We start from the raw sequence: 11,203 nt of genomic DNA, 5'->3' as shown, positions 1-11,203 counted from the left end.
TGGCGGTATGTATGAGACGGGTGCGGGCGGTTCGGCGCCGAAGCATGTCAAGCAGCTGTTGGAGGAGAACCACCTGCGGTGGGACTCGTTGGGTGAGTTCCTGGCGCTGGCGGTGAGCCTCGAGGACGTGGGCCTGAAGAACGGCAACAAGCATGCCGTCACGCTGGCCAAGACACTCGACGCCGCCACCGGCAAGCTGCTCGACAACAACAAGGCACCGTCGCGCGAGGCCGGTGAGCTGGACAACCGGGGCAGCCAGTTCTACCTCGCCCTGTACTGGGCACAGGAGCTGGCCGCGCAGACCGAGGACCCCGAGCTCGCCGAGAAGTTCGCGCCGCTCGCGAAGTCCCTCGCCGCGGACGAGGACACCATCGTGGCCGAGTTGGCCGCGGTACAGGGCCACCCGGTCGAGATCGGCGGCTACTACCTCGCCGACACCGAGAAGGTCGCCGACGTGATGCGGCCGAGCGCTACCTTCAACGCCGATCTGGCGGCCGCGCACAGCTGATCCGGCGGGTTCCCGTGCCCCGCACCAGATGGTGCGGGGCACGGGACCGCCCCGGCAGCTCCCGCCGGTTCTCCGCCGACATCGGTTGTGTAGCGGCGCCCGCGCACCGATTCACTCATCGCGGCGCGGGTCCTCCGCGGCTACGAGGTCTCGATGAGCGGCGGGCAGGGCGTCCCACCATCGGCGACGCGCGGCGGCCAGCGACGAGCGGTCCAACTCACCGAACAGGCGCAGTCGAGACAGGCCGCCGTCGGGGTACACGTCCAGTCGCAGATGGGTGGCCGCGGACGCCGTCGGCAACACGAATCGGTGCCGAGTGTCGGGCTGAACAGCGATGCGCGGCAACAGATCCGACCATGCATCGGCATCGTCAAGGTCTGCCGTGCGGGCATCGACGGTGGACAGTTGCACCCAGCCGGGTGCGTTGCCCACGTAGTAGCCGGTGTCGATCTCCACATGCCGGGGCACACCCGCAGCGGCGAGGGCGAAGACGGCGTAGTCGTTGCCGCCGCTGCGGCGCCGGGAGTTCTCCCAGCCCTCGCCCATGTGGCGGGCCCGGCCGGGCTGGATGATGTTCGCGGGGGAGGCGTAGAACGCGTCGGAGCATCCCACCAGCCGGCCGCCGTTCTCGGCGGCCAGCAGATCGACTGTGCCGTCGAGGAATCGCGGGTCGGGCACCACCTCGCCGTGTACGCGGAGTCGCGCCACGCCACCGTCCGGGTAGATCGACAGGCGGACGTGGGTGTAGCGGTGACCGTCGGACACCGGGAACGCGTTGGCGGTGTCACCCTGAGCCGGCGACTTCGGCACGATCGTCTTCCAGTCTGCCTTCAGCAGATCCTCGGTGGCCGGGTAGCCCTCCACCGACGTGGCCTCGACCGAGACGTACGGCGGGTAGTTGCCGGTGAAATGCGTGGTGTCGACGACGACACCGTGGATCACGCCCGCCGCGCCGAGGCGCACGACCGCCTGGTCGTTGCCCTCGTCCCGCCTGCGGCGCGTCTCCCAGCCGTCGTAGACCTTGCCCTTGTGCCCGAAGTCGGACGGGTCGAAGTGGGGTGGCGTCGGCTTGATGAGGTTCTCGCGTTCGGCGAACAACTCGTCGTTGGCGTAGGTGACGCTGCCGCCGAGGATGCGTGCGGCGAGGTCGGGTAGGTCGGTGAAAGCGTGGGAGCTCATGGGATTCTCCTCGATATGGATGGGACCAGAGTACTTTTCGGCGACGGATCGGCCGATTCGGCCCAGCGGGTCGGAGCCCGGTCCAGCAGCGCGGTCTGGGTCGGAGTGGCGTCCTTCCGCGGACCGCCTACCGCGCGTTGTCGAACACGCCGCCGGCGCCTGCTGTCCGTCCGGCGAAGCGGGACCATCACGGCGGCGACATCCGGGCCTGCTTGGCCCGCGATAGCCGGTGGCGCGGATCCGGCGCCGGTGACCACCGCAATGCGGCACCGTCGGGAAACGTCCACGCTCGGACGGTGGGATAGGCACGATGAGGTCATGCGCAGCCGACACGTCAGCATCGTCATCCGCCGAGGCCCCGAGGTGGTGTACGCGTTCGCCTCGGATCCAGGCAACCTGCCCCGCTGGGCGGCGGGCCTCGCCAGCAGCACCGTGACCTGGGACGGCGACACGCTGTACGCCGACTCACCCATGGGAAGAGTGGCTTTCACGTTCGCCGCCGACAATATGCTGGGCGTGCTCGACCACGACGTCACGCTGCCCGACGGCACCGTCGTACACAACCCGATGCGCGTCATCCGGCATCCCGACGGCGCCGAGGTGGTGTTCACGCTGCGCCAGCTCGGACTCACCGACGACGAGTTCGACCGGGACGCGGCGATGGTCGCTGCGGATCTCGCTCGCCTCACCGGCCTGCTCGAGTCCACCTGACGAACGGTGCGTCGGGGTTGTCACCGGCGTGCAACGACGACTCTGCCCATGTGCTTGGCGATCCGCCGCGTCGGAATCGCCAGTCGCTCGGCATCTTTCGCCATGTCCCGATCATCCTCGATGTGAAAGCCGTTGCTCTCCAGCAGTGTCCGCATCTCGCGTACGCTCCACGCCGAGACGTGGGGCTCGTTCTCGAGGGGATCGCGCGCTCCGAACAGCCGGGCGGCGGCCCGGAACACACACGATGCGATCGAGGCCATGGCGTTCGACGTGGAGTAGGTCGCCACCAGCCGGCTGTCGGGAGCCGAGCGTGCCTCGACGACGGACAACGTCGACGCGACGGCGTCCGCCGCCAGGTAGGGGAGTACGCCCTCCCAGATCCAGGTGGTCGGCAGGTCCGGGTCGTGCCCCGCCTCGGCCAGCGCGGCCGCGAGGGAATCGTGACGGAAGTCGACGGGGACGTACGTCAGTGCGCCGGCGACAGGTGTGAGCCCCTCCGTCCGTGCGCGTTTGGCCTGTTGCGTGAGCGGGTGGTCCACCTCGAAGACAGTGGCGTGTGCGAGGTGCCCCAGCCGGTACGCGCGCGCGTCGAGTCCCGCGCCGAGCAGCACCAGTTGCGGGTTCCCGGCCTCCGCGACCGCGTCGTCGATGGCGACGGTGCGGGTGGCGAGCACAGTCGCGGTGCCGGCGACCATGCCGTCCTGTACCCGGTCCGTCCACAGCGGGCCGCGCACACTCGCCCGGGTGCGCTCGACCGGCGCGCGCTCGTCGCCCTGCAGCAGCCGGATTGCGAACGGGTCGCTGAACCTCCCGACGGCGAGCCGACCGTCGGCGACGGCGCGCGCCTGACAGACCAGCACGGCCGTACGGCTCGCCTCTGCTTCCACGTCCTTCTCCTTCCTACCCGGTAGTTCGTCCCGGCCAAGGGTAGTGACCTCGCGGCGATACACAGCGGCACCGCTCTCGGCAGCTGCGCTCCGAGCAGAACGCTACGGCCAGTGCGGGTGCAGGCGGTCGATCACGAAGGGGTGCGAGTGGCGGTACCCGCCGCCGACGGTGACGGCGCCCGCCACGTGTGTGTGCTCCACACCGGCGGGATGGGTGTGCTCGAGCTGCGCGGCCTCGTGCGATGGCCAGCACCGGACGGCGACGACGATGCCGGCGGCCGCGAGGATCCCGAGCACCACCCAGGTCGGGGTGAAACCGTAGGCGGTCGCCACCCATCCCGCGATCGGGTAGGAGAGCAGCCAGCAGGCGTGCGAGAGGGAGAACTGCGCCGCGAACAGTGCGGGGCGATCGGCACCGTCGCTGGAGCGCCGCAGCACCTGCCCGCTCGGCGTGAGCGCGGCCCCGGTGCCGGCCCCGATGAGCGTCCACAGCACGAGCAGAACCGGCCAGCTCAGCCCGCCCGCGACCGCCGAACAGGCGATGGCGCCGGCGATCGCCGCGACGAGCAGCGCTGCGCCGGAGACCATCAGAGTGCGGTCGGTGACCCGGCGCAGCAGCCGCGGCACCGCGAGCGCCACGACGAGCACCCCGGCGCCGTTGGCCGTGAGCAGCCAGGCCACGTCGGCCGCCGGGCGCCCGAGTCGCTGCTGCACCAGGTTGACGGTGTTGACCATGACGACGGCGCCCACGGCGGCGACCGCGAGGTTGAGCCCCATCAGGCCGCGCAGCCGCGGGGTCGCCACGAAGATCCTCGTTCCAGACAGGATCCTGTCGAGTGCCCGGTAGCGCGGCGACGGGGTGGCGTCCGGTATCCGGCTCGAGACGACCAGACTCGCCGACGCCAGGAACCCGATGGCGGTGCCCACGAACAGCCAGTGGAAGCTGGTGACCGTGACCAGCACCGCGGCGAGCAACGGACTGAGCAGCGTCTCCATGGTCGACGCGAGCTGCGAGTACGACAGGGCCCGGGTGTAGTCGACCTCGTCCGGGAGCAGGTCGGGCAGCACGGCCTGGAATGTGGGCGTGAATGCTGCCGACGCCGACTGGAGCAGCGCGACCAGCACGTACACGTGCCAGACCCGGTCGGCGAACGGCATGGCCAGAACGACCGCCGCGCGAGTCACGTCGAGCGTCACCAGCATGCGGCGCCGCTCGAACCGATCGGCGTAGGCGCCGGCGATGGGGGCGATCACCACGTACGTGACCATCTTGATCGCCAGGGCCGTACCCAGCACCGCCCCCGCGCTCGGCCCCGCGAGCTGATAGGCCAGGAGGCCGAGAGCGACCGTCGCCAGCCCGGTTCCGCCCAGCGATACCAGCTGCGCACCGAACAGGTGGCGATAGTCCCGGATTCCGAACAGTCCCATAGGTCAGACTCCCCGTCTCGATCCTCTGGACGCCCATGATAGGCGAGCGGCGCGGACGTCAGTCGGTCAACGCCTGCGTGCCGAGGACGATCGCCAGCGACAGCCGCTCCGCATCGTCGGTGCCCGGTTGTGCGGTGTAGATCATGATCCGCACGTCGTCGGCGGCCACGATCAGCGTGTCGCAGTCCAGGGTGATGCGACCGACTTCCGGGTGGTCGATGATCTTCTGCCGCCCGGGATCCTGGTGCGACACCTGTGCGCCGGCATCCCACAGCTCGGCGAACCGCGGGCTGGCCGCAGCGAGGTCGCGAACGAGTTCCTGCACGCGCTGGTCCGCCGGGTATCGGGCGGCGGTCAGGCGCAGGTCGGCGACCAGCCCCGTGCGGAACTCCGTCAGCTCGGCCGGGGTGTGGACGGCCCGGGTGCCCGGCCCGGCGACGTTGCGCCACACGCTGTTCCGCTCGAGTCCCCGCCAGCCGGTGGTCGGACCCATCAGCGCGTCATACGGGGGATTGGCCACGATCAGCGTCCAGGTGGCATCGAATACGGCGACCGGGGTGTGGGCCAGCCTGTCCAGCAGGCGCTGCACGCTCGGCGTGATCCGCATCGACACCACCTCGGCCCCCGGCGGCTGATGCCCGGCGAGCCGGAACAGCAGGTCGCGCTCCGGATCGGACACCCGCAACGCCCGCGCGAGCGCCTCCACGACCTGCGTCGACGGTGACGTGGCCCGTCCCTGTTCGAGCCGGGTGAGGTAGTCGACCGAGATGCCGGCCAGCGCGGCCAACTCCTCGCGGCGCAGCCCCGTCGCCCGCCGACGACCGCTGACGGGGACGCCGACCGCCGCGGGGGAGACGCGGTCGCGCCAGCGGCGGACGATCTGACCGAACTCCGAATCCATGACTCCACTATCGCCCGCGACCCCTGTGCTGTCCTGGCCCTGCCAGTCCTACGACAGACGCACGACTGCCTGCGATCCACGGATCGGCCGAGACTCGAAGCCGAGAACGACGAGGAACCGCATGAACGAGGAACGACAGAGGAGAACCGATGGATTCGATCGCATCCGGCACCGTACTGATCACCGGGCCCACCGGCGGGCTGGGGAGGGCGACGGCACTGGCGATGGCACGCCGCTCGGCGGGCGAGCGTCCCGACCTGATCCTGGTGGGCCGGCCCGGGCGGGGGCTCGACGCGGTGGCGGCGGACGCCCGGGCTGCAGGCGCGACGGTGCACGAGGTCGGGTGCGATCTCGCTGACCTGGCCCAGGTCCGGCGGGCGACACAGCAGGTGCGGGAGCTGCTCGCATCCGGCGCGACGCGCCCGCTGCGTGCGGTGATCGCCAACGCGGGAGTGGGCGTGGCCGACACCCACAAGACCTCGGCTGACGGCTTCGAGCTGACGTTCGCCGTCAACTACCTCGCCCACGCCCAGCTGATCGGCGGTCTGCTCGCGGACCTGCACACGCCCGCCCGCGTGGTGCTGCTGGGGTCGAACACATACCACCAGAACGTCTTCCGCAGGATCCTGCACGTGGCGCCCGCGCGGTGGCGCGACCCGATCGACCTGGCCGCGCCGACACCGTCGGACGTCCCGGCGACGATCGAACTGGCGGGCACCGCGTACTCGGACTCGAAACTGGCACTGTTGTACTACGCGCACGAGCTGCAGCGCCGGGCACCGTCGGGCGTGAGCGTGGTGGTGTTCGAGCCGGGCTTCATGCCGGGCACCGGCCTCGCTCGCGACCACGGAGCGGCGGCGCAGCGCGTGGGGCGGCTCGTCGAGCGCATCCCGCGCGTCTCGTCGCCGGCCCGGTCGGGTCCGATGCTCGCGTCGGTGGCCCTCGACGAGCGTTGGGCCCACCTGCGGGCCGGCGCGTTCGTCGTGAAGGACCGGGAGCGCGAGGTACAGCCGTTCGCGAGTGACCCGGAGCGCGAGGCGCGGCTGTGGGAGGCGACGGACGAGCTGCTGCGCTCGGCCGGGTAGTCCGCCTGCCGTCCGGTATCCGGTACAGTGTGTCCAGTTAACTACGGGCACCGGCGCCCGGGTGAGGTGGTAGTGATGCTGGCGTACGAACGGTTCGGAAACGGCGAGCCTCTGGTCCTGGTCCACGGGATCGGCCACCGCCGGCAGGCATGGAAGCCGGTCGTGGAGCGCCTCGCGGAGCAGCGCGAGGTGATCCTGCTCGATCTTCCCGGCCACGGGGAGTCGCCCGAGCTGGTGTTGGACGGCCGGCCGCTCAAGGACGTACTTCAGGCGGAGCTCCTCGAACTCCTCGACGAACTCGATCTCCATCGGCCGCATATCGCCGGCAACTCGCTCGGTGGCCGGGTCGCGCTCGAGGCCGCCGCCGACGGCCTGGTCAGCAGCGCAACGTGTCTGTCGCCCGCCGGGTTCTGGAAGGGCGACGTCGACTTCCTGCTCGTCCGCGCGCATTTCGCGGCGCTGGTCGGGGCCGCGCGCCTCACTCGACCGGTCGCATCGCGGCTCCTGCAGTCCAGCCACATCCGGCGGCTGATGCTCCTGTCGCTGATGTCCCACGGCGATCGGTTGAGCGCCGACGATGTCGCGGGGGACCTCGAGGGCATGGTGGCGGCGCGCCACGCCCTGCGCGGGATCATCGCGCAGGCCTACCCGTTCGACGGCGAGATCGCGCCCGACGTCCCGGTGACCATCGCCTGGGGCACGAGTGACCGCGTGTTGCTGCCGTATCAGGCGGAACGCGCCCGCCGGCAGCTGCCGAACGCCGAGCACGTGTGGCTCGACGGCAGCGGCCACGTGCCGATGTGCGACGACGTCGACGGTGTCGTCGACGTGCTGCTCCGCGGCTCGTCGCACGGGTTGCGCGCGAGCGTCGACGAGGTCGCCTGAGCGGCGAGCACTACCGCGGTGGGCCCACCCGTTCCCGCCGATGGATCAGTGGGCACCCGAGGACATCGAGGCGCACATCGCGTTCCAGCGACATGTGTGCGAAATGCTCCAGAACAGTGGTGAATTCGTCGATGCGCAGGGGCTCGCGCCCACGCGGACCCGGGTGCGGTACGGGCCCGGACGCTGCACCGGTCACCACAGACGCGCCGCACCCCGAGACCAGCGACCTGATCGCGGGGTGGTTCACGATCGACGTCGACTCGTACGAGCGGGCGCTCTGCGCGCCCTCCATGCGCCGAGGCCGCTCGTCGCGCCACGAGCATCGCCGAGCGTGAGCATCTGATCCGCCAGGCGGCCCGCGTGCGTCGCCTGGATGTGAGCCGGTGACGCGGGTCGCACTGGTCTGGTAACTGACTCCGGAGTAATCTTACTCAGAAGTCAGTTATCGGCGCGGCTTCTGAGGAGCGGAAATGAGCACATATCTGGTCACCGGTGCGACCGGCTTTCTCGGTCGGTTCATCGTCCCGTTGATTCTGGAGCGCGACGAGCGCGCCGTCGTCTACGCGCTGGTGCGGCCGGCGTCGGTCGGGAAGCTCGACGCGTGGCGATCGCGCTGGGGATCCGACCGCGTCGTTCCGGTGCTCGGCGACCTGGCCGAGCCGGACCTGGGGCTGGCGGCCGATCCGCCGCGGGTGGATCGGGTACTGCACCTCGGTGCGATCTACGACATGGCCGCCGACGCCGCATCGCAGGAGCGGGTGAACGTGGCGGGGACCCGGGCGGTGATCGACCTGACGATACGCCTCGGTGCGGAGTTGCACCACGTCTCGTCCGTCGCGGTCGCGGGGGATCACCGGGGGCCGTTCACGGAGGACGACTTCGACCTCGGGCAGGGCTTTCCGTCGCCGTATCACCGCACGAAGTTCGAGTCGGAGCGCCTGGTCCGCGAGGCCGTGGGCCTCCGGTGGCGGGTGTACCGCCCCGCGGTGGTCGTCGGGGACTCCCGCAGCGGCGAGATGGACAAGGTGGACGGCCCGTACTACTTCTTCGGGCTGTTCGCCGCGATGGCGCGGGTGCCGTCGATTCTTCCCGTCGTGATCCCGGATACCGGCGACACCAACATCGTTCCCGTCGACTTCGTCGCGCAGGCGCTGGTCGAGCTGATGCACCGGCCCGATCTGGACCGGGCGGTCTTCCACCTCGTCAACCCCGAGCCGCAGAGCGTCCTCGATATCTACCGAGCCGTCGCTCGGCCCGCGGGCGCGCCGCCGGCGCTCGGGCGCGTCCCACGGGTAGTCGTCGACACCCTGGTGCGGGCGAGCGGCTCCGGCCGCGTCGGGCTGGCGCGGGACACGGTCTTCAAGCAGTTCGGTATCCCGCCCCGGGTGGTCGACAACATGGGGTTCACGGCGACGTTCGCGTCGGACGCGACGCGGGCGCGGTTGGCGGGGACCGGCATCGAGGTCCCGCCGCTGCGCCGATACGGGCCGGCGTTGTTCTCCTACTGGCGCGAGAACCTCGACCCGGCACGGCTGAGCCACGGCGACCGGTTGGCCGGCCGCCACATGGTGATCACCGGGGCCTCGTCGGGGATCGGGCGGCAGACGGCGATCGCGGCCGCGGCTCGCGGCGCCCGCGTCATCCTGCTGGCGCGTACCGGCGCCGAGCTCGACGCCGTCGTCGAGGAGATCCGGGGCGCAGGAGGAGACGCGTACTCGTACGTGTGCGACGTCACCGACGGCGACGCGGTCGACGCGACGGTGACCAGCATCCTCGCCGACCACGACCACGTCGACTACCTCGTGAACAACGCCGGGCGTTCGATCCGTCGATCGGTGCGGGCGTCGGGGACCCGGTTCCACGACTTCGAAAGGACCATGGACGTCAACTATTTCGGTGCCGTCCGGATGATCCTGGCCTTGCTGCCGCACATGCGTGCCCGCGGGTTCGGGCATATCGTGAACGTGTCGAGCATCGGGGCACAGGCGCGCGGTCCACGGTTCTCGGCGTATGTCGCCAGCAAGGCGGCGCTGGACGCGTTCAGCGACGTCGCCGCGACCGAGACCCTCACGGACCACGTCACGTTCACCAATGTGCACATGCCGCTCGTCCGGACACCCATGATCGCGCCGACCGAGGCGTACCGGAACGTCCGCGCCGCGAGCCCGGAGAAGGCTGCGGCGATCGTGCTGCGCGCGCTGGAGCGTCGACCCGCGCGCATCGACACCCCGGCCGGTGCCCTTGCGGGGCTCGGGCAGTATTTCACGCCCCGCCTGACCCGGCGACTCTTGCACCAGGAGTACCTCACCTCGGCCGACTCCGTAGCCGCGAAGTCGGGTGCGGCAGAGCCGGTTGCGTCGTCTGCGATACGCGCGTGAAGCGTCGCGTGCACGCGGGGATCGAACGACGGGTCCTGCGCCGCTCGGTCTGTCGGTTCGTTGACGGCACTGCTCGGTCCGCATACGATCGAGTAGCGCGCACTTCCTTCCAAGCCCTGAACTCGCCGGCGGGACGACGGCGATTGTCGGGCGCGGTCGTGAGGTTGAACGTCGCAGCCTCGTGATACCAGGCCGCTCAACAATCCGATGTAGCACACGTTGATCGGCTCTTCATCCACCTGCATCGTGGGGGTTGAGGTATGAGTTCTATTGAAATATATTGTGAGGCAACACAATCCGATCCGTTGTCGAGTCTGCTGACGATCGACATCAGCGCCCCGACAGCGCGGTCGGGTGGCGGACGGTGCGCGGCCGGCCCCACGATGGTGTCCGTATCGGGGGAGATCGACGCCTCGAACGTCGCCGAGATCGATTCACGTATCCAGTCGCTGTTCGCCCGTAGGGTGAACGTGCTGATCGACCTGACCGGCGTCACCTTCATGGGGTCATGTGGGTTGTGGGCAGTGGTCGGACTTCCACAGACCTCACGCAGCTATGGCGTCGGGTGTGCGGTGGTCATCGGTGACGCGGTCGATCGCCTTCTGCGGATCGTGGACCATCACCGCCCGGCCTGGGTGTTCGGCGATCTCACCTCGGCAATGAATGCTCTTGCAGCTGAGGGAGTGTGGCTGGCCAGCTGAGGTCGTGGCAACGCCGCTGGCGGTGACGCACACGGGGTCGGTCGTCGAGTGCGCTGCGTAGTTCTACGCGACGTGTTGCGCACGAAGCATCTCGTTTCCCCGATGTGGGTTCCTCAGCGGCGCCATCGCCACCTTCGCTGCGGGCCCTCCGCGTTCGTCAGGTCGGTCTCGCGCTGGTCGGCCGTCCGTTGGTCCTGGTATCGGTACGCATCCGCGGTCTCCTGACGGGAATCGTTCAGCTGGCGGCGGGCGAGACGGCCGCGGCGCGATGCCCTGAAGCCACCGGCGATCACCAGGCTGAGGCCGATGAGCCCTACTGCGCCGACGATGGCGCCGTAGAGGAACAGTGTCCCAGTGGAGCCGGTGACGTGATATCCGAGGATGCTGAAGCTGCGTGTCAGCGCGTGGCCGCTGCCGCTGTTGCCCAGCACCGCCGCGAGGCCGACGACCACTGCGGCGATAAGAACTACGAGTCCGATGAGGACGATCATGACGACCTTTCCAGAGCTTCTTTGTGGAGCCGATCGTTGTCTTCCGGGC

The 11,203-nt window shown here is 69.9% G+C and carries 11 protein-coding genes; 6 read left to right on the top strand and 5 right to left on the bottom strand.

The genetic code is table 11. The features are described from left to right. Nucleotides 1-508: NADP-dependent isocitrate dehydrogenase (locus ABD908_RS16925; protein ID WP_344998034.1), on the top strand; the 508-nt coding region annotated here is incomplete at its 5' end. 111 nt (nucleotides 509-619) lie between these two features. Here ABD908_RS16925 and alc read toward each other — a convergent pair. Then, nucleotides 620-1,687, bottom strand: coding sequence for an allantoicase (gene alc, locus ABD908_RS16920; RefSeq protein WP_344998032.1), 1,068 nt, complete (start codon nucleotides 1,685-1,687; stop codon nucleotides 620-622). Between the two features lie 318 nt (nucleotides 1,688-2,005). On the opposite strand from alc, the gene ABD908_RS16915 reads away from it, so the two are divergent. Then, entirely contained in the window at nucleotides 2,006-2,398 is a 393-nt protein-coding gene (locus ABD908_RS16915; protein WP_344998030.1) for an SRPBCC family protein, read from the top strand. 20 nt (nucleotides 2,399-2,418) lie between these two features. Here ABD908_RS16915 and ABD908_RS16910 read toward each other — a convergent pair whose 3' ends face one another. The 3 genes from ABD908_RS16910 to ABD908_RS16900 all read right to left on the bottom strand — a co-directional run bounded on the left by ABD908_RS16910 (nucleotide 2,419) and on the right by ABD908_RS16900 (nucleotide 5,614). Further along, entirely contained in the window at nucleotides 2,419-3,285 is an 867-nt protein-coding gene (locus ABD908_RS16910) for a class I SAM-dependent methyltransferase (protein WP_344998028.1), read from the bottom strand. A gap of 102 nt (nucleotides 3,286-3,387) precedes the next feature. After that, nucleotides 3,388-4,713 (bottom strand): MFS transporter, encoded by a 1,326-nt coding sequence (locus ABD908_RS16905; protein ID WP_344998026.1) that lies wholly within the window; start codon nucleotides 4,711-4,713, stop codon nucleotides 3,388-3,390. Nucleotides 4,714-4,771: 58 nt separating this feature from the next. Continuing rightward, nucleotides 4,772-5,614, bottom strand: coding sequence for a helix-turn-helix transcriptional regulator (locus tag ABD908_RS16900; protein WP_344998024.1), 843 nt, complete (start codon nucleotides 5,612-5,614; stop codon nucleotides 4,772-4,774). Nucleotides 5,615-5,763: 149 nt separating this feature from the next. Between ABD908_RS16900 and ABD908_RS16895 the strand changes: the two genes are divergently transcribed. The 4 genes from ABD908_RS16895 to ABD908_RS16880 all read left to right on the top strand — a co-directional run bounded on the left by ABD908_RS16895 (nucleotide 5,764) and on the right by ABD908_RS16880 (nucleotide 10,663). Continuing rightward, complete coding sequence (locus ABD908_RS16895) at nucleotides 5,764-6,699, top strand: SDR family NAD(P)-dependent oxidoreductase (RefSeq protein ID WP_344998022.1); 936 nt, start codon at nucleotides 5,764-5,766, stop codon at nucleotides 6,697-6,699. 75 nt (nucleotides 6,700-6,774) lie between these two features. Next, nucleotides 6,775-7,584 carry an alpha/beta fold hydrolase gene (locus ABD908_RS16890; protein WP_344998020.1) on the top strand — a complete coding sequence of 270 codons (810 nt, stop codon included), beginning with the start codon at nucleotides 6,775-6,777 and terminating at the stop codon, nucleotides 7,582-7,584. Between the two features lie 470 nt (nucleotides 7,585-8,054). Then, on the top strand, nucleotides 8,055-9,962 hold the full coding sequence (locus tag ABD908_RS16885) for an SDR family oxidoreductase (RefSeq protein ID WP_344998018.1): 1,908 nt from the start codon (nucleotides 8,055-8,057) through the stop codon (nucleotides 9,960-9,962). 305 nt (nucleotides 9,963-10,267) lie between these two features. Further along, entirely contained in the window at nucleotides 10,268-10,663 is a 396-nt protein-coding gene (locus ABD908_RS16880) for an STAS domain-containing protein (RefSeq protein ID WP_344998016.1), read from the top strand. A gap of 113 nt (nucleotides 10,664-10,776) precedes the next feature. Here the strand turns inward: ABD908_RS16880 and ABD908_RS16875 are convergent, their stop codons facing one another. Next, nucleotides 10,777-11,154 carry a hypothetical protein gene (locus tag ABD908_RS16875; RefSeq protein WP_344998014.1) on the bottom strand — a complete coding sequence of 126 codons (378 nt, stop codon included), beginning with the start codon at nucleotides 11,152-11,154 and terminating at the stop codon, nucleotides 10,777-10,779. Nucleotides 11,155-11,203: the final 49 nt, after the last annotated feature.

It is taken from the genome of Tsukamurella soli, from assembly GCF_039541155.1.
Classification (GTDB): domain Bacteria; phylum Actinomycetota; class Actinomycetes; order Mycobacteriales; family Mycobacteriaceae; genus Tsukamurella; species Tsukamurella soli.
This window is presented reverse-complemented; position numbering and strand designations above follow the sequence as displayed.

Coding starts and splice junctions, on each gene's coding strand:
- ABD908_RS16890 (WP_344998020.1), top strand. CDS start 6,775: ATGCTGGCGTACGAACGGTTCGGAAACGGCGAGCCTCTGGTCCTGGTC.
- ABD908_RS16915 (WP_344998030.1), top strand. CDS start 2,006: ATGCGCAGCCGACACGTCAGCATCGTCATCCGCCGAGGCCCCGAGGTG.
- alc (WP_344998032.1), bottom strand. CDS start 1,687: ATGAGCTCCCACGCTTTCACCGACCTACCCGACCTCGCCGCACGCATC.
- ABD908_RS16885 (WP_344998018.1), top strand. CDS start 8,055: ATGAGCACATATCTGGTCACCGGTGCGACCGGCTTTCTCGGTCGGTTC.
- ABD908_RS16900 (WP_344998024.1), bottom strand. CDS start 5,614: ATGGATTCGGAGTTCGGTCAGATCGTCCGCCGCTGGCGCGACCGCGTC.
- ABD908_RS16905 (WP_344998026.1), bottom strand. CDS start 4,713: ATGGGACTGTTCGGAATCCGGGACTATCGCCACCTGTTCGGTGCGCAG.
- ABD908_RS16875 (WP_344998014.1), bottom strand. CDS start 11,154: ATGATCGTCCTCATCGGACTCGTAGTTCTTATCGCCGCAGTGGTCGTC.
- ABD908_RS16895 (WP_344998022.1), top strand. CDS start 5,764: ATGGATTCGATCGCATCCGGCACCGTACTGATCACCGGGCCCACCGGC.